Source organism: Streptomyces sp. ICBB 8177 (assembly GCF_003144095.1).
Lineage (GTDB): Bacteria > Actinomycetota > Actinomycetes > Streptomycetales > Streptomycetaceae > Streptantibioticus_D.
The window spans coordinates 17,097-33,916 of the sequence record NZ_NSKH01000023.1 but is presented as its reverse complement, the minus strand read 5'-3'; the positions used below and the strand labels follow the sequence as shown (position 1 = coordinate 33,916).

14 protein-coding genes are annotated in these 16,820 nt (G+C 72.8%); 8 read left to right on the top strand and 6 right to left on the bottom strand.

The genetic code is table 11. The features are described from left to right. Positions 1 to 27: 27 nt before the first annotated feature. Both CK485_RS20630 and CK485_RS20625 read right to left on the bottom strand, forming a co-directional pair. Positions 28 to 534 (bottom strand): DUF6624 domain-containing protein, encoded by a 507-nt coding sequence (locus tag CK485_RS20630; protein WP_109453368.1) that lies wholly within the window; start codon positions 532 to 534, stop codon positions 28 to 30. Positions 535 to 783: 249 nt separating this feature from the next. Further along, positions 784 to 1,098, bottom strand: coding sequence for a helix-turn-helix transcriptional regulator (locus tag CK485_RS20625; RefSeq protein ID WP_109453366.1), 315 nt, complete (start codon positions 1,096 to 1,098; stop codon positions 784 to 786). Between the two features lie 64 nt (positions 1,099 to 1,162). Between CK485_RS20625 and map the strand changes: the two genes are divergently transcribed. Continuing rightward, positions 1,163 to 1,930 carry a type I methionyl aminopeptidase gene (map, locus tag CK485_RS20620; protein WP_109453364.1) on the top strand — a complete coding sequence of 256 codons (768 nt, stop codon included), beginning with the start codon at positions 1,163 to 1,165 and terminating at the stop codon, positions 1,928 to 1,930. A gap of 36 nt (positions 1,931 to 1,966) precedes the next feature. On the opposite strand, the gene CK485_RS20615 is transcribed toward map, so the two are convergent. Then, positions 1,967 to 2,830, bottom strand: coding sequence for a GNAT family N-acetyltransferase (locus CK485_RS20615; protein WP_109454291.1), 864 nt, complete (start codon positions 2,828 to 2,830; stop codon positions 1,967 to 1,969). 158 nt (positions 2,831 to 2,988) lie between these two features. Between CK485_RS20615 and CK485_RS20610 the strand changes: the two genes are divergently transcribed. The 3 genes from CK485_RS20610 to CK485_RS20600 all read left to right on the top strand — a co-directional run bounded on the left by CK485_RS20610 (position 2,989) and on the right by CK485_RS20600 (position 6,698). Further along, positions 2,989 to 3,786 carry a hypothetical protein gene (locus CK485_RS20610; protein WP_146214564.1) on the top strand — a complete coding sequence of 266 codons (798 nt, stop codon included), beginning with the start codon at positions 2,989 to 2,991 and terminating at the stop codon, positions 3,784 to 3,786. Between the two features lie 99 nt (positions 3,787 to 3,885). Beyond that, on the top strand, positions 3,886 to 5,304 hold the full coding sequence (locus CK485_RS20605; protein WP_109453360.1) for a DUF2252 domain-containing protein: 1,419 nt from the start codon (positions 3,886 to 3,888) through the stop codon (positions 5,302 to 5,304). Continuing rightward, complete coding sequence (locus tag CK485_RS20600) at positions 5,301 to 6,698, top strand: MFS transporter (protein ID WP_109453358.1); 1,398 nt, start codon at positions 5,301 to 5,303, stop codon at positions 6,696 to 6,698. The genes CK485_RS20605 and CK485_RS20600 overlap by 4 nt, the downstream gene beginning before the upstream one ends. Before the next feature lie 30 nt (positions 6,699 to 6,728). Here CK485_RS20600 and CK485_RS20595 read toward each other — a convergent pair whose 3' ends face one another. Further along, a complete protein-coding gene (locus tag CK485_RS20595) occupies positions 6,729 to 7,919 on the bottom strand; it encodes a serine hydrolase domain-containing protein (protein ID WP_109453356.1) in 1,191 nt (396 codons plus the stop codon). Between the two features lie 1,588 nt (positions 7,920 to 9,507). Between CK485_RS20595 and CK485_RS20585 the strand changes: the two genes are divergently transcribed. Further along, positions 9,508 to 11,034 (top strand): arabinofuranosidase catalytic domain-containing protein, encoded by a 1,527-nt coding sequence (locus CK485_RS20585; RefSeq protein WP_109453352.1) that lies wholly within the window; start codon positions 9,508 to 9,510, stop codon positions 11,032 to 11,034. A gap of 580 nt (positions 11,035 to 11,614) precedes the next feature. Next, entirely contained in the window at positions 11,615 to 12,508 is an 894-nt protein-coding gene (locus CK485_RS20580) for an isocitrate lyase/PEP mutase family protein (RefSeq protein ID WP_109453350.1), read from the top strand. A gap of 172 nt (positions 12,509 to 12,680) precedes the next feature. Here CK485_RS20580 and CK485_RS20575 read toward each other — a convergent pair whose 3' ends face one another. After that, positions 12,681 to 13,718: a transcriptional regulator gene (locus CK485_RS20575; RefSeq protein ID WP_109453349.1), complete on the bottom strand. Its 1,038-nt coding sequence runs from the start codon at positions 13,716 to 13,718 to the stop codon at positions 12,681 to 12,683. 183 nt (positions 13,719 to 13,901) lie between these two features. On the opposite strand from CK485_RS20575, the gene CK485_RS20570 reads away from it, so the two are divergent. Beyond that, on the top strand, positions 13,902 to 15,206 hold the full coding sequence (locus CK485_RS20570; protein WP_241968502.1) for an MFS transporter: 1,305 nt from the start codon (positions 13,902 to 13,904) through the stop codon (positions 15,204 to 15,206). Between the two features lie 58 nt (positions 15,207 to 15,264). Here the strand turns inward: CK485_RS20570 and CK485_RS20565 are convergent, their stop codons facing one another. Then, positions 15,265 to 15,975, bottom strand: a complete 711-nt coding sequence (locus CK485_RS20565; RefSeq protein WP_109453347.1) for a GPR1/FUN34/YaaH family transporter — start codon at positions 15,973 to 15,975, stop codon at positions 15,265 to 15,267. Between the two features lie 315 nt (positions 15,976 to 16,290). On the opposite strand from CK485_RS20565, the gene CK485_RS20560 reads away from it, so the two are divergent. Further along, on the top strand, positions 16,291 to 16,713 hold the full coding sequence (locus CK485_RS20560) for a hypothetical protein (RefSeq protein WP_109453345.1): 423 nt from the start codon (positions 16,291 to 16,293) through the stop codon (positions 16,711 to 16,713). Positions 16,714 to 16,820: the final 107 nt, after the last annotated feature.

Sequence of the window (16,820 nt, the reverse complement as noted above, 5' to 3'; positions counted from 1 at the left end):
GACCGGGGCCGCCCGGCGCCCGCGACGTCAGGCCACCGGGAAGTGGGCGACGTACTCGGCGAACGGTGGGATGCCGGCCTGCGCGCGGCGGTCGTCCATGCGCTCCGGGTCCTCGCACGGCCACGGGACGGGGGCGCCGTCCCTGACCCCCGCGATCTGGGTGCCGCAGATCTGCTCCCGTCCCTCGTTCACCAGCACGCGGTCGCGCAGGAAGGCCAACTCCCTCGCGCCGCACGCCCCTTGAGCCGCCGCTCGTTCCATCAGCCGCAGGGCGCGCCGCTGCACGTCCAACTGCCGGTCGGCGTGCTGGGCGACCAGCCAGGCCGCCCGCGCCGCGTCCGCACCGAACCGTTCCGCCGTGGGCCACCCCTGCGCGTCCATGATCTCCGCGAGACGGTCCGCGTGCCGCGTGGTCAGGCGGCGCCAGGCCAACTGCTCCGACGGGTCCTCGCTGTTGGCCCAGCCGGCGGCCCGGTGGTCCGCCTCGGCCATGTCCACGAGTTCCGCCGCCACGGCGGCCACTTCCGGCGTCATCCCCACTCCAAGGTCGGATCGACGGCCGCGTTCGTCATCCGCGGCCCAGCGCAACCCTAAAGGCGCGAATCACCACAAAAGATCATCCCGGAAGACGGTGACACGCACGTCGTGGCGTTGGGATACTTGATCTGTACGGGAGCCCACGCCACCCGTACGAGCCGTCCGTACGAGAGCCTTCTGCACGGGAGCCACCCCAGAGCCCGAGGCGCCGCCCGCGCTCACCGCGACCGCCCGAACCCGCGGCCGTCACGCCGACATGGCCCGCCCTCCGCCGCCGGCCCCTTCCGTCCCCTCCGCCGCGTCGACGCCCTCCGCGCAGGCCTCCGCACACGCCACCGCGAGGTCGTCCAGGGACACGTCCAGCGCGTGCGCGAGGGCCGCCACGGTGAAGAAGGCCGGGGTCGGGGCCCGACCCGTCTCGATCTTGCGGAGGGTCTCGGCGGACACCCCGGCCGCCGCCGCCACCTCGACCATGCTGCGCTCGCCCCGGGCCTGGCGGATCAGGGCGCCGAAGCGCTCGCCGCGTAGCCGCTCCCACGGGCTCAAAGGAACTCTCACCATGACCGTGATACTAATACCGGTATAAGTATTGGGCACAGCGCCCGCGCCGCGAGGAGTCACGCACATGGTGGAGATCAAGACCGACATGGCACTGGAGGCGATGCGCGAGGCCGGGCGGGTCGTGGCCAACGCGCTCGCGGCGGCCCGCGCGGCGGCTGCCGTGGGCACCCGCCTGCGCGAGCTGGACGCGGCCGCCCGCGCCGTCCTGGACGACGCCGGCGCACGCTCGCCGTTCCTGGGCTACCGGCCCTCCTTCGCGCCGACCCCCTTCCCCGGCGTGATCTGCGCCTCGGTCAACGACGCCGTCGCGCACGGCATCCCGGACGACTACCGTCTGCGCGACGGCGACCTGGTCAGCGTCGACTGCGGAGCCGAACTCGACGGCTGGACCGGCGACGCGGCGATCAGCTTCACCGTCGGCACCCCGCGCCCCGCCGACCTCGAACTCATCGCCGCCACCCAGCGGGCCCTGGACGCGGGCATCGCCGCGGCCACCGTCGGCCACCGCGTCGGCGACATCTCGCACGCCATCGACGCGGTCGCCCGCGAGGCGGCCTGCGGCATGCCGTCCGACTTCGGCGGCCACGGGATCGGCCGCCACATGCACGAGGACCCCCACGTCCCCAACCGCGGCCGCCCCGGCCGGGGCTTCCCCCTGCGCCACGGTCTCGCGCTCGCCATCGAGCCCATGCTGATGGCCGGAGGACGCGACAAGTACCGCACGGACGTGGACGGTTGGACCTTGCGCACGACCGACGGCAGCCGGGCCGCCCACATCGAGCACACCATCGCCGTCACCGAGGAAGGCCCCCGCGTCCTCACCCTGCCCTGACCCGCGCCCGCCCGTCCTCACCCTGCCCTGACCCGCCTACGCGTCGTCCCGGCGCCGGTCCCGGACCTCCGGACCGGGCCGCAGACCGGCCGAGGTGTACGTGGCGATCGCGGCGGCGTTCGCGCTCGGGGTGCACACGATGACGCTGGAGGAGCCCAACTCCCGCAGCGCCGCCGCCCCCGCGACCGTGATCGCCACGCCGAACCCCAGACCGCGGTGGTCCCGGTGCACCCCCATCGGCTCGATCAGCCCCGGCCTGCCGGGACCGGCCGACCACACCGCCGCCACCGCCTCACCCCGGTCGTCGTAGGCGAGCAGGTCCCGGGCCCGCGCGTACGGCGACCAGGCGGCCATCGCCTCCCAGCGCTCCCGCGTGAACGTCGACCGGTCGAACGCGGCACGCTGCACGGCGACTCGCGCGTCCACCCGCTCCGGCCCGACCACCTCGACGCGTACGCCCGGGTCACCCACCGGCTCGGTCAGGTCACGGCGCAACGGCGTCCACGGCTCGTCGGGCTCCCAGCCCGCTTCGGTCAGCAGGTCCTGGACCAGGGAGCCTGTCGGCGCCTCGACGAACGCCTGCCCCTCCCCCAGCACACCGCGCCGCGGATCGGCCACGTCCTCAACGATCCGCCGGGCCAGTTCCTCGTCCCGCCGGACGTCCGGCGCGACCGTCATCCGCAACAGCGTGGCCCCGTCCAGCAGTCCCACCGCGACGATCCGCCCGTCCCGGCGCCAGGTCCGCACCGCGGCCCCGGTCGCCTCGGCGCCGAACCGCCGGAACCAGCCCAGGTCGCCAGGATGCAGCTGCGTCGGCGCCCCGTCGTCCTGCCACCCGCGCAGCGCGTCGACAGCCTCGTCCAGCCCACCGACTCCGGGCGTCTCCAACACCATCGTCATGCCCCGATGCCACACCACCACCCCGCCTTCGCGCACCCGGTTTTCGGTGGCCCCGCCGTGCGCCAGGGCGCCGTCCGGGGCTGGCACGCGGGCGGCGGGGCGGGCCACACTGGGCGCATCGCTCGGGCCTCGGGTGGTTCGCCGGACAGGGGGCAACGATGAGCAGGTCCCAAGTGGAGCCGACGGCACGGGTGTTGCGGGTCGCCGGCGATCGCGGGTTCGGGGCACCCGTCACCAGCGTGACGGTCCGGCCCTTCAAGGTCCCGGAAGTCGTCGGCGGTTGCCTCGCCGTACTGCTGGCCGTTCCCGGCCTGGTGCTGGGCCTGCCGTTACCCTGGCCCGCGACCGCGCACCTGGTGGGCTACGGCCTGCTCTCGGCCGTTCCGCCGGTCGTGCTGGTCACGTGGTGGTACGACCGCCGGGCGGAGCGACCGTTCGCACCGGGACTGCACTGTTTCCCCCAGGGGCTGATCCTCGAGACCCAGGACGACGTCGAGGCGTTCGCCTGGCACGACGTCCTCGTCCACGACTGGACGACCACCTCCAGCTCCAACCAGCAGTTCACCACCCGCCATCTGAGGCTGACGACGCGCGACGGGCGGGAGATCCACCACCTGACCAACCCCCGTGAGGCGGACGTCGTCTCGCGGTTGGCCGACGCGGCCGAAGCGCCCCGTGCGCGCGAGCAGTTGGAGAGCACGGGTTCGGTCGCCTTCGGCGCATACGTTCTGTCCACGGCGGGACTGACCGTGGACGGCGCCTTCCACCCGTGGTCACACCTGCGGCGCCCCCACTCCCGCTTCCTCGTCCCGCCCCGCCCCCTGGAGATCCGCACCGGGACCGGCCGCTGGAGGCGCCTGCGGATCGACGGCTCCATGACCCCGTACGGAGCCGTCCTGCTGGACCTCGTGGGCCGGTGTGTGGACGGCCACGGCGTGACCCCGTCCGCCGGGTAGCAGAGCTCCGGACACCGCGTTACGTTGTGAACGAAGGTCCGGCCGTCTCGCGTCGTCGCCGACGCCCCCGCACGGCGGCGGCACCGTGGAGTGTCAGCCATGAGCGACCAGCATCCGTCCGGTGACCGGCACCGCCACCTCACTCCACAGGAGCGCGTGGCGCGGGGCAAGGCCGCGCGGTCCGTCGCGCCCCGCTCCAGCCACGCCGAGTTCCGGCCCACGCCGCAGCGCCGGGATCCCATGGAGATCATCCGCGCCCAGTCGGCGAAGCGGCTGCCGGAGCTCGTGCCGATCCGCTACGGCCGCATGAGCGAGTCGCCGTTCCGCTTCTACCGGGGTGCCGCCGCGATCATGGCGGCCGACCTCGCCGGTACGCCGCGCACCGGCATCACCGCGCAGTTGTGCGGCGACGCCCACTGCCTGAACTTCCGGCTGCTGGCCTCGCCGGAGCGCCACCTGATGTTCGACATCAACGACTTCGACGAGACACTGCCCGGGCCGTGGGAATGGGACGTCAAGCGACTGTCGGCCAGCTTGGTCATCGCGGGCCGTGCCAACGGCTTCTCCACCAAGGAACGGGCGTCCGTGGTACGTGCCGCCGTGTGGGCGTACCGCCGGCGCATGCGCGCCCTGGCCGAGTTGGGCGACCTCGACGTCTGGTACACGCACCTGGACGCGGACGAGTTGCTGGACCAGTTCGCCCCCGAGCTCAGCGCCGCGGACCACGACCGATGGCGGCGCGCCAGGAAGAAGGCCCGCGCCCGCGACACCCTTCAGGCCTTCGACAAGCTCACCCGCGTCGTCGACGGACGACGCCAGATCGCCCCCGACCCACCGCTGCTCACCCGCCTCGCGGACCTTCTCCCCGAGGCGCCGCGCGACGCGCTGGAGGCCGCGCTCGGCGACCTGGTCGAGCGCTACGGCCACACCCTGCAATCGGACCGCCGCTACCTGCTGGAGGGTTACCGGTACGCCGACGCGGCCCGCAAGGTCGTCGGCGTGGGCAGCGTGGGGACCCGGTGCTGGATCATCCTGATGCTCGGCAAGGACGCCGAGGATCCGCTGTTCCTCCAGGCCAAGGAGGCCGACGAGTCCGTGCTCGCGCCCTACGCCGGGGCCCCGCGTTATGAGACGCAGGGCGAACGGGTGGTCGCGGGCCAGCGGCTCATGCAGGCGACCAGCGACATCTTCCTCGGATGGGAACGCGTCCAGGGCATCGACGGCCACCAACGGGACTTCTATATACGGCAGTTGCGCGACTGGAAGGGCATCGCGGAGACCGAGACCATGCCACCGGCACGCATGGCCCTCTTCGGCCGCGCGTGCGGCGCCACCCTGGCCCGCGCCCATGCCAGGTCCGGCGACCGCGTCGCCATCGCGGCCTACCTGGGCGGCGGCGACGTCTTCGACCGCGCGCTGACGACGTTCGCCGAACTGTACGCGGACCAGAACGAGAAGGACCACCAGGCGCTGCTCGACTCCATCAGGGCCGGACGGCTTCCCGCAGAAGCCGCATGACCACCGAGCCGGGGCGGCGGTCGCCGCGCCCCCCGGCGGCGCGACGGCGGTCCTGGGCACCGCTGCTGGCCGTGTGCACCGGGTACTTCATGGTGATCCTCGACGTGACGATCATCAACGTGGCCGTGCCGGTGGTGGGCCGGGAGCTGGGCGCGACCCTCACCGGAATCCAGTGGATCACCGACGGGTACACCCTGGTCTTCGCCGGACTGCTGCTGACCGGCGGCGCGCTCGGTGACCGGCTCGGCAACCGGCGGGTCTTCTGCTGGGGCGTCGCGGTCTTCACCCTCGCCTCGGCCGCGTGCGCGCTGGCTCCCACCACCCCCTTCCTCGTCGGCGCGAGACTGACGGAGGGAGCGGGCGCGGCGCTGATCGTGCCCGGCTCGCTCGCCCTGCTCCAACAGGCCTACCCGGAGCCGGACATCCGCTCGCGCGCCTTCGGCCTGTGGGGCTCGATGGCCGGCGTGGCCGCGTCCGCCGGGCCCCTGCTCGGCGGGCTGCTGGTCAGCACGGTCGGCTGGCGATGGGTGTTCCTCGTCAACCTGCCCGTCGGCGCGGCGTGCCTGGCGCTCACCCTGCGCCGCGTCGCCCCCTCGCCCCGGCACGCCGCCCGGGCCCTGGACTGGCCGGCGCAGTGCGCGGTCGTGGCGATGGTGGCCCTGCTCACCGCGGCCCTCAACGAGGCTGGCCGACGCGGCTGGTCCGATCCGTTCGTCCTGCTCACGGCGGCGCTGGCGGTCCTGGCCGCGGCCTCCTTCGCGGCACGCGAGCGGCTGGCCCGCGCGCCCGTGCTCCCCCTGGGGCTGCTGCGGTCACGGGCGTTGAGCGGTGGCGCCGTCATCGGCCTGCTGTTCAACTTCGGCTTCTACGGCATGGTGTTCACCGCGAGCCTGGACTTCCAGCGGCAGCGCGGCTACAGCGCCCTGACCACGGGCCTCGCCCTGTTCCCCGCGGTTGCCATGACCATGTTCGCCTCCGCCGTCTCCGGGCGGCTGGCCCGCCGCACCGGCCACCGCCCGCTGGTGGTGACCGGCATGCTCCTCGCGGCGCTGGGCCTGGCCGGGTGGGCCGCCGCCGGAACGGCTCCCGCCTACGCGCTGCTGGTGGCCCCGATGATGGCCGCGGGCTTCGGCACCTCGTTCGCCCTGACCGGTTCCACCAACACCGTGATGACGGCCGCCCCCGCCGGTTACGCCGGAACGGCCTCCGCCGTCTTCAACACCACCCGCCAGATCGGCAGCGCCGCCGGGGTCGCGCTCGGCGGCACACTGCTGGCCACGGCGACGACGTACGCCACGGGCCTGCGGATCAGCATGGCCGTCGGTGCCGTCGCCTACCTCACCGCGGCGGCCCTCGCGGCCACGTGCGTACCGACCGGGGCACGGCACCGTTGACTCGCGATGAGGGCCGCGGCCGTTGGCGCGTCAGTGCCGCTCAGGGGCCGGGGAAACGGTGTGTTCGCACAGGGCCGTGGCCACGGCGTTCTGTATGTCGGCGTCCTGCGCGGCGGTTCCGCCGGGATCGAGGTCGACCATCACGGTGGCCGCTCGCCCATCGGCCGTTGCGCCACTCATGGTCTCGAAGCCCGGGATGCCGCCGTCGTGCCCCCACAACCGGCCGCCGCACGGCAGCGGAACGCTCTCCAGGCCCAGCCCGTACGCGCTCCCGGACGCGTCCCCGGTCGGGACCGTGGTCCGCATCGCCCGCAACTCGGCGGGCGGCAGCAGCCTTCCTCCCAGAAGCGCGCCGAGGAACCGGTTCATGTCCGCACCGCTGGAGATCATGGCCCCGGAGGCGTACGCGACCGACGGGTCGAACGCGCTCACGTCGAGCCGTTCGGAAGCCGTCGGCGCGGCGTACCCGTGCGGGTGTGTGCCGGGGATGGCTGACGCGTCCACAGGGACGGAGGTGTCGTGCAGGCCGAGCGGTTCGATGACGCGCCGGTCGATCTCCTCGCCGTACGGATGACCGGTCACGGCCTCGATGAGCAGTCCGGCGACCACGTAGTCGGTGTTCGAGTAGCTCCACCCGGTCCCTGGTGCGAACACGGGAGGGTGCGCCAGCGCGAGCTTCAGAAGATCCTTCGGGCTGTAGTGCGCCAGCGGATCGGACAGGACGGTCTGCGGGCTGAGATAGTCCAGATAGTCGGGCAGCCCGCTGGTGTGCTGGAGCAGTTGCCGCACCGTGATGTCACGGCCGTCGTTGCCGTGGGCCCGCACCACACCGGGCAGATACCGCTCGATCGGGGCGTCGAGTCCGACCTTGCGCTCGGCGACGAGTTGGAGCAGCACCGTGGCGACGAACATCTTCGTCATGCTCCCGATCCGGAACCTGCTGTCGGCGGCCATCGGCGCGCCGGTGGCGAGGTCCGCCACGCCACTGGTCAGCACCGTCGTCCGGCCGTGCCCGCCGCTGACCTCGGCCAGCGCTCCCGGCGCCCCGTCAACGGTGGTCAGCCGCCGCAGGATTCCGTTCACGTCTCCGTAGGGCACGGTCGCCTTCGCGGCGGCGCTCGCCGGGCCTTTCCCGACGGCGAACGCGGCGGGCGCGACGCCGCCCGTGCCCACGGCCAGGGCCACCACTGCGGCGCACACGGCGATCCTGCGATTTCGCATGGGAATCTCCCCCTCGGTTCTTTGGCAGCCCGGCACCTCGATCGGGCGCGTGGGATGCGTGGCGGAGGCGGTTGCGCGCGCAGGCACGCGGTGTGTTCTCCGTCCGCCGACGCCTCACAGTCTTCCGACCCACCCGGCCCCGGCCCATGGCGCTGGCCTCCGCATTCGCAGGGGGGTTGTCTCCCCGGACAGGTCCGGGCCGCCGGGCGGATGGGGGCGCGGGGAGGCGGCGGGCCCGGTACGGCGTCGGCGCGGGTTCTCGCGGACGACGGCGAGGCGGGGGTGACTTCAACGCCGCTGCGCTCAGGCGGAGTTACGGGGCGCTGCTACCGGATCGGCCACGTCAGGCACGCGGCATCGGCGCCGGGCGGCACAGGTCGGGTCGGGTCCCGGAAGCGTGCGGGCGGGATGCTCATCAGGTGTGCCGCGCCGGGGCGTTCCGGCGCTGCGCGCTCCGCTTGACGGCCGTGCGCTGTGTGCTCGGGTGGGCGATGGCGGAGTGTCGCGTCCGCGCCGCTGCGCGGCTTGAGGAGGGGCAGGAGGGGAAGGTGCCTGCGCTGCGCGCCCCGCTTGGTGGTCGTGTGTTAGGCGGTCACGGTGGTGTTGCGGAGTGTCGCGTCTGCGCCGCTGCGCGGCTTGAAGGGCAGGAGGGGAGGGCTTGCGCGCTGCGCGCTCCGCTTGACGGTCGTGCGCTGCGCGCCCGACTCCGGGCCGGGCGGGGTCGCGGGTGATGGGTCTGCGGATTAGTTGTCACCCCCTTGCCGGTGACAAGGGTTTCCGTCAACCAGGCGTGCCGAAAAACCTTGTCATCGACAACGGGGTGACAAGCGATTCCGCGGAGGACGTGCCGGGGCGCAGCGCACGGCCTTCAGCACGGCGCACAGCGCCTGGCCCCTCCCCTCCTGCCCCTCAAGCCGCACAGCGGAGCAGACGTGACACCCCCAACACCGGTCCGCAGAGCTCCGCAAACCACCAGAGCACCCAGCACACGACCACCAAGCGGGGCGCGCAGCGCGGGAGCCCTCCCCCTGCCCCTCAAGCCGCGCAGCGGCGCAGACGTGACACTCCGCCACCGCCCACCCGAACCCGTAACCCCCAGCAGGCTCCGGTCCACCTGGAGGGCAACCGCAGGCTTCAGGCTGCGTCGTAAGGGAGTTGACCGCTCTTCACGGAGCGGGTGGGGGTGGTGTTGGCGTGTGACGGTTCGTACGTCCAACTCCGGCCCCTGGGTGGCGGATCGGAGTGGGACGCGCGGCCGGAGTCGGTTCGGGAGGCGACGCAAGGAGAGGTGCTGAGCGCGCGGGTGGCGGAGGCGAACACTCGGGGGCGGCGGCACGGCCGCAGTGATCACGGTCCGTGCCTGCCGCCCGAAGCAAGTGACGGCTCGTCACCACCTAACATAAACCAACAATTTCACGCCATGAATGAAGCGCCGCGAGCGACGAACTGCACAAATATTGACGCGTTCCACCAGGGCGCGTAGCGTCCTGGACACCCGCAGCGAATTGCGATCCCCCCACGCGTCAATTCCCCTGTCGTATCGCCGACTTGGGGCCCCTGCCCCTCCTGCCCCCACAGGAGCAACAGCATGAGCGTCAAGAGCTTCTTCACCGCGAGAGCCGTACCGACGGGCGCGGGCGGGGCGGCGTACCGCATCCGCACGTCGCCGCCGTACCGGAAGGCGTTGCTCTCCGGCCTGGCGACCCTCGCCCTCGTGATCGCCGCCCTGATCGCCCTGCCGGGAGTCTCCCGCGCCACGACATCGTTGCCGTGCGACATCTACGCCTCCGGCGGCACGCCGTGCGCGGCGGCGCACAGTACGGTGCGCGCGTTGTTCGCCTCGTACGACGGACCGTTGTACCAGGTCACGCGGGCCTCCGACGGCAGCAGCGCGAACATCGGGCTGCTGTCGCCGGGCGGTTACGCGGACGCGGCGGCGCAGGACGCGTTCTGCGCGAACACCACGTGCCGCATCACGAGGATCTACGACCAGACCTCCCACCACAACGACCTCACCCCGGGCCCGTCCGGCACCTCCGGCATGGGCGCGGACCGGGGCGCGGACGCGAGCGAGATCGCGGTGACGGTGGGCGGGCACAAGGCGTACGGCGTGTGGATCTCGCCGGGCGTCGGCTACCGCTACACGGGCGTGGCGGCCGGTGTGGCGGTCAACGGGCAGCCGGAGGGCGCGTACATGGTGGCGAGCGGCACCCACGTGGGTTCCGCGTGCTGCTTCGACTACGGCAACGCGGAGTCCACGCCCGCGGACACCGGCAACGGCCACATGGACGCCGTGTCGATCGCGACCACGTGCTACTTCTCGCCGTGCAGCGGTTCGGGCCCGTGGGTCGAGGCGGACATGGAGAACGGCATGTTCCAGGGCGACAACGGCTCCAACACCGCCAACAAGGGCAACAACACCCCTTACGTCACGGCCATGTTGAAGGACAACGGGCAGACGACATACGCGATCAAGGGGGGTGACGCGACGTCGGGCGGGTTGTCGACCTGGTGGAGCGGCTCGTTGCCGACGCGCGGAGGCTACATGCCGATGCACCAGGAGGGCGGCATCATCCTGGGCACCGGCGGCGACAACAGCAACTGGAACATGGGCACGTTCTTCGAGGGCGTGATGGTCTCCGGCTATCCGTCCGACGCCACGGAGAACGCGGTGCAGGCGAACATCGTCTCGGCCGGTTACAGCGGCGAGACCAACGTGCCCAACGGCGCGCAGAAGCCCATCACCGGTCCCGGCGGCCAGTGCGTGGACGTCATCGGCGACGACACGGGCACCGACGGCGCGGCCGTCGACCTGTGGAACTGCCAGTCGTACGCGGAGGACCAGTACTGGACGCACAACGCAAACGACTCACTGAGCACGATCGGCCGCTGCCTGGACATCGACGGCGACGGCACGGCGGCCGGCACGCAGGTCGAGTTGTGGGACTGCAACGGTGTCGGGGGCCAGAAGTGGGTCCAGCACTCCGACGGCACCTTGTACAACCCCCAGTCGGGCCGCTGCCTGGACGCCACGGGCAACGCCACGGCCAACGGCACGAGGCTCCAGATCGCGGACTGCGACGGGTCCTCGGGAGAGCAGTTCCATCTGGGGTGAACCAGCCGTCGTGAACGGGGGAAGGGAGGCGTCGCGAGCGGCGCCTCCCTCCGCGTGGGCGGCGGCGCGTCCGGCATCGGCGGGCTCGTCGGGCGTCAGCAAGTGATTGACGGAAACCGCCCGTTCGGGCGTGCGAGGACGTCCCCCGGCGGATGGAGGCGGGGTGCGGAGCCGGGGCGTGCGGATCGGCCACCGGGGCAGGGCCGGGGCGGGAACAGGACGATCTCGCGAGGGACGTATGCCCCGATTGATGCCGTATCGGCGAGGACAGGACGCCGCTTCTCACCCGTAACGGCTAGCCGACGACGGGAGTTGACGGAGCGGCGTGAACCCGCCGCACGCTGGTGACTTGACCAATGACTGATTGTTCTTTGACTTCCCCTTGGGTATTCTGTCACTGGCTGTCACCGACATTAGCAGTCGGTAGCGACTTGGGCGTACTTGGGTGTAAAAGTTCCGAGGGCGCGCGCCATGCGGCGCCGCCCTCGGGGTCCAGTCGTGACGTGTCATCACCTCACCGTCGTCCGGCGCTGGCAGGCAAGCGGACGACGGACCCACGACCAGCATCTGGAGGATAGGCGTGAACCACCCCGACCGGCTACGGCACGCGATAGGCGAACGTGGCACGACGCCCCTGATCGGCGTCTTCGACATGTTCTCCGCGTCCCTCGCGGCCCAGCACTACGACGGGATGTTCATCTCCGGGTTCGGCTTCGCCGCCTCCCACTACGGACTCCCCGACATCGGCTTCATCGCCTGGCCCGACATCGTGCACTTCGTGCAGCGGCTGCGGCTCGCGTTCCCGCGCCAGCATCTGCTGGTCGACATCGACGACGGCTACGTCGACCCGGAGACCGCGTGCCACGTCGTCCAGCACCTGGAGGCCGCCGGCGCCTCCGGTGTGATCCTGGAGGACCAGGCACGCCCCCGGCGCTGCGGCCACGTGGACGGCAAACGGGTGCTGCCGCTCGACCAGTACCTGGAGAAGCTGGGCATGGTGCTCGACGCCCGGCGCGACCTGGTCGTCGTCGCCCGCACCGACGCCACCGAGGAGGCGGAGATCCTGCGCCGCGCCCAGGCCCTGGCCGCCACCGACGCGGACGTCGTCCTGGTCGACGGCGTGCGCAGCGTGGAGTGGATCCGCAAGGTCCGCGATGTGATCGGCGACAAACCGCTGCTGTTCAACCAGATCGCGGGCGGCAAGTCCCCCCGGCTGTCCCTGACCGAACTGGCCGATCTCGGCGTGGACGTGGCGATCTACAGCACCCCGTGCCTGTTCGCCGCCCACTCGGCGATCGACGACGCGCTCACCCAACTCAAGTGCGCGGACGGCAGATTGCCGGAGCACACCGCGCGCAGCGTGGGCGTGGCGGAGTCGCAGGCGCTGCTGGAGCAGAACATCAGCCGCCACCACACCGCACGTCCGCTCCCACCCCGACTCCCCGCCCCGACCGAGCCGGTGGGTGTGGGGTGACTCGACTCGGGTGACCCGAGGGAGGGAGGCGCCGCCGCGCGGCGCCCCCTCCCCTCCGCGACGTCCGGGCGCCGCTCGGCGCTCAGCCGCCGACGGCGGCGTCCTCACGACCAGGCGCCTTCGCGCCCCGGCGCCGGCGTCCTGAGCGGGCGCGCGACCACCGGGCGGCCTGCTAAGGCTCGGCTCGTGGTTGCTCCCCGGGCCGCGGCGGGGTCGTTCCGCGCGTCAGCGCCTCGCCCGTCTCCGTGCGGCGGTAGACGACGCGGCGGCCCACTCGGGCGCCGGTGACCAGGTCCGCGTCCCTCAGCACCGCCAGGTGGCCGCCGACCGTGCCGAGGGAGACGCCCAGTTCCGCGGCGAGTTCGCTGCTCGTGGCCGGGCGTTCGAGACTGCGCAGGATCGCCGCCCGCCCGGCTCCCACCAGCCGTGCCAACGCCCGGTCCCGGGCGCCGGGTTCCGGCGCCGTGCCCGCCTCCCCCGTACCCCGCGCCGGGTACACCAACGCGTACGGCTGCCCGGGCGCCGCGCACAGCCACGTGCCGCCGCGTGAGCTGGTGTACGGCACGAAGAGCATGCCGTCCGGCCCGACCACGCGGTCGTGCCCCGGCCTGCTGCTGAAGCGGATCGCGTCCGCGCCGACCCACGCGCTGTGCCGGCTCATCCGGTCCAGCGCCTTCGGCCACCCGTAGGCGGCGAGCAGGCCCGCGCGGTACGTCACGTCGCGTTCGAGGGCGGCACGGCGGCGCGGCCAGTCCTCGGCCACGTACGCGTCCCACACGTGCCGGAACAACTCCGCCGTCCGCGCACCCCAGTTCCGGCCGGTGAACCAGCGGGCCAGGTCGTGCCGTTCACGCGGCTCCCAACTCGCCTCCAGCGCACGGCGCATGTCCTGTCCGATCACCTCGTCGGGCACCCCGGCCATCCGCGCCAGCTCGTCGTCGATCCGGGTGCGCATGCCACCGGTGGGCGGCAACGTGATGTGCCCCGGCAGGTACTTCGTCGCACCGATGAGCCCGACCAGCCCGGCGGCGAACGGGTCCGCGTCCAGCACGGCGCGGAAGGCGCGGCGGTGCCGGTCGCGCCACGGGGTGAGCCAGGGGTCGGCACACGGCCGCGTGAGCGTGATGACGGCGCCCATCGTCTCCGCGAGCGGCGAGAGCGCGAAACGGGAGCGGGACAGGGCCAGCGAGTCGAGGCGCAGGAGGACCACCCTGGCGGTTCTACCGCACCGGCGCGGCTATGGCGGCGGGTTGGCCGCCTCCGGTGCCGCCGCCTTCAGGCAGTTCTGGCTGTTCGTACCCTTCGGGCCGCCCCCACGGCAGGCCGGAACGGCAGCTTTCGGCGGGAGGCGAAACGTTGGTGCGCGGCGGCGATCTGTGGCGAGACTGCGGCGGTGCTTCCGCCGACCCCTCCCCCGCCCGTGCCCGCGTCCGCTCCTCGTACCGGCCTGTCGGACCCCGCGCCCTCCCCGGCCGGGTTCCGCTGGTTGCTCACCGCGCAGACCGTCTCCCTGCTGGGCAGTTCGATGGCCCCGGTGGCGCTGGCCTTCGCCGTGCTCGGCGCGTCCGGGCGGGCCGGTGACCTGGGCCTGGTCCTGGCCGCGCGCACGTTGCCGTTGCTGGGCTTCATGCTGGTCGGCGGCGCGGTCGCGGACCGCCTGCCCCGGCGCCTCGTCCTGGTGGCCGCCAACCTCGGCTCCGCGCTGACCCAGGGCACGGTGGCGGCGCTGCTGCTGACCGGGCGGTACGCGCCGGCGCCCGTGGCCGCGCTCAGCTTCCTCAACGGGCTGCTGGGCGCGTTCACTTCACCCGCGCTGCGGGGTCTGCTGCCCGAACTGGTCGCCAGGGGCCGGCTGCGGCGCGCCAACGCCCTGCTCGGCTCCGTGAAGAACGGCACGAAGGTGCTCGGCCCCAGCGTCTGCGGCGTGCTGGTGGCCGCGGCGGGCGGCGGTACGGCGATCGCGCTGGACGCGGTGAGCTTCCTGCTGGCGGCGGTGTGCCTGACGCGGCTGCCCTCCTGTCGAAGGCCCGCCTCCCCCGGCGGCCGGATCGCGGCGCCGGAGCGCCACCGCCTCGCACGCGAGCTGCGGGAGGGCTGGAACACGTTCCGCCGCACGCCGTGGGTGTGGCCGGTGACGCTCGCGTTCTGCGGGGTGAACCTGGTCGGCACCGGCACCTGGCAGATCCTCGGCCCCGAGCTGACCACCCGCATGGGATCGCCCGCGACATGGGGTCTGGTGCTCAGCGTGCGCGGCGCGGGCATGCTGTTGACCAGCGGCCTGCTGTACCGGCTGGCCGTACGGCGCTTCCTGCTCCTCGGTCAACTCGCCTGCGTGCTGGGCGGGTTGCCGCTGCTCGCCCTCGGAACCCGGGTCGCGGTGCCGTGGCTGGTGGGGGCCGCGTTCGTGGCGGGCATGGGTTCGTCGGTGATGGCGACCGCCTGGGACACCAGTCTCCAGGAACACATCGAGCCGGGCGTGCTGTCGCGAGTCGCGGCGTACGACGAGCTGCTGTCGTACGTGGCGATCCCCGTCGGCCAGTTGTCGATGGGCCCGCTGACGGAGGCCTTCGGCCCGTACGCGGTCGCGACGGCGGCGGGACTGCTCTACTCGCTGCTGGTGACGCTGCCCCTGCTGGTCCCGGCGGTACGGAGGCTGCCGCACGGGGTGCGGGTGGAGCCGGCGGCGGCATCGGCTTGAGGGAGCCAGAGGGAGCCTTGAGGGGTTCTCGAAGGGAGCGGATGTGCCCGCCAATAGGTCACAGCTGGCGGCGCACGCCCGCCTCCCGTTCCGCGCGGTCCAGCTGGTGGCCGAGGTCCCCCTGGATCGACGTGCGAGCCCTGCCGAGCCGGCCCAGCGGCAGCACCGTGCGCTGGAGGGTGTCCTCCAGCAGCAGCGCCAGCCCGCCGTACAGCGCGAACGCGGCCAGCGCCACCCCGACCCACCCGGCAGCGGTCTGCACGCTCGGCCCGGCGCCCGCCTGGTAGGCGCCGGTGAGCACGAACCGGCCCGCCCCGATCAGCAGCAGGAGCCCGAACAACGGCTTGCCGCGCAGCGCGACGACGCTGAACGTCAGCATCAGCGGCGCGACGCACAACAGGAAGACGGCGAGGACGGGGCTGGGGCGGCCGGGCGGGCCGGAGAGCATGACGAGCGACGCGCCCGCCCAGGTGCACCCCAGCACGGACAGCGCGGTGGCGGCGCCCCCGTCCCGCGCCAGGAACGCCAGCACGCCGGCGAGCAGTTCCAGCGGCACCACGAAGACCAGCACGAGCAGCATCAGCGATCTGGTCTGCGTCAGCGGCACCCACCGCAGCTGCGCGGCGGTGAGCAGCACGCTGCCGGTACCGAAGGCGAAGAACCCCAGCGGCAGGCTGCTGGCCAGCGGCCTCAGTACGATCCGCGTCAGGTCCTCGGTCCGCGGCGGCCCGACGCCGTCGGGGGACGGCCCGCGCGATGACTGCGGCATTCCGCTCACCTGCCCTCGTACGCCGGCACCCGCGCGCCGCGGGCGCCGGCATGCCGGGTACCCCGGAGGAGCGACGTGACGCGATCCGGCCAGGTACGAGATGGGCGGATTCAGTCACGGGGAGTGGGGTACTCGGCTGGTTTCACGAGGCTGCTGCGCGGAGCAGGCACAAAATGTCGGGGTTCCGTAACAGCGCCGGGCGAGGCGCAACCCGGTGGGGCGGTCGGATCGTGTGGATGATCAGTGAGGCGCACGGGGCGCCTGCGTGAAAGGGCGGACCCCACAGAGTGGGAAGTCCGCGGGGAGGAAAAGTCCATGACCAGGACGAAGACGAACGGGCTGAGGGCGCGCGGCGGACGTGCGGCCGTGATCGGCGCGCTGGGTCTTGCATCGCTGACTCTGGCCGCCGCGCCGGCCTTCGCCAAGGGCGCGGTGGACATCACGGCACCGCACACGGCGCACGTCGGCAAGACCATCACGGTCACGGCCCAGGGCAACGACGACAGCGCCGGTTACCTGCACCAACTGTGCGTGGAGGAGAACGGCTTCGGCGAGGGATGGCACCAGGAGAACTGCGGCGCCGCCGTCAAGGGCGAGGCGCGCGTCACCGCGCACGGCACGTCCGCGCGCCGCGGCAACCTGGAGTTCCGCGCGGTGTTGTACGGCCTGAAGAACGCTCACGACCCGCACCCTGTGCGCCTGCACACCTCCAGCGTGGCGACCGTCCGCGTCGGCTGAGCCTGCGGCGCAGTCGCTGACGTAGCGGCGGCCCGGCCGTGGACACCCGTCGGGCAGAACGTGAACGCACTGACATGACGTGCGTGCGGGCGCGTTGACGCCGCACC

What these genes read in the sequence shown, in the direction of transcription:
- CK485_RS20560 (WP_109453345.1), top strand. Translation starts at nt 16,291, where the DNA reads ATGACCAGGACGAAGACGAACGGGCTGAGGGCGCGCGGCGGACGTGCG.
- map (WP_109453364.1), top strand. Translation starts at nt 1,163, where the DNA reads ATGGTGGAGATCAAGACCGACATGGCACTGGAGGCGATGCGCGAGGCC.
- CK485_RS20615 (WP_109454291.1), bottom strand. Translation starts at nt 2,830, where the DNA reads ATGACGATGGTGTTGGAGACGCCCGGAGTCGGTGGGCTGGACGAGGCT.
- CK485_RS20565 (WP_109453347.1), bottom strand. Translation starts at nt 15,975, where the DNA reads ATGCCGCAGTCATCGCGCGGGCCGTCCCCCGACGGCGTCGGGCCGCCG.
- CK485_RS20605 (WP_109453360.1), top strand. Translation starts at nt 3,886, where the DNA reads ATGAGCGACCAGCATCCGTCCGGTGACCGGCACCGCCACCTCACTCCA.
- CK485_RS20600 (WP_109453358.1), top strand. Translation starts at nt 5,301, where the DNA reads ATGACCACCGAGCCGGGGCGGCGGTCGCCGCGCCCCCCGGCGGCGCGA.
- CK485_RS20610 (WP_146214564.1), top strand. Translation starts at nt 2,989, where the DNA reads ATGAGCAGGTCCCAAGTGGAGCCGACGGCACGGGTGTTGCGGGTCGCC.
- CK485_RS20625 (WP_109453366.1), bottom strand. Translation starts at nt 1,098, where the DNA reads ATGGTGAGAGTTCCTTTGAGCCCGTGGGAGCGGCTACGCGGCGAGCGC.
- CK485_RS20585 (WP_109453352.1), top strand. Translation starts at nt 9,508, where the DNA reads ATGAGCGTCAAGAGCTTCTTCACCGCGAGAGCCGTACCGACGGGCGCG.
- CK485_RS20630 (WP_109453368.1), bottom strand. Translation starts at nt 534, where the DNA reads ATGACGCCGGAAGTGGCCGCCGTGGCGGCGGAACTCGTGGACATGGCC.
- CK485_RS20595 (WP_109453356.1), bottom strand. Translation starts at nt 7,919, where the DNA reads ATGCGAAATCGCAGGATCGCCGTGTGCGCCGCAGTGGTGGCCCTGGCC.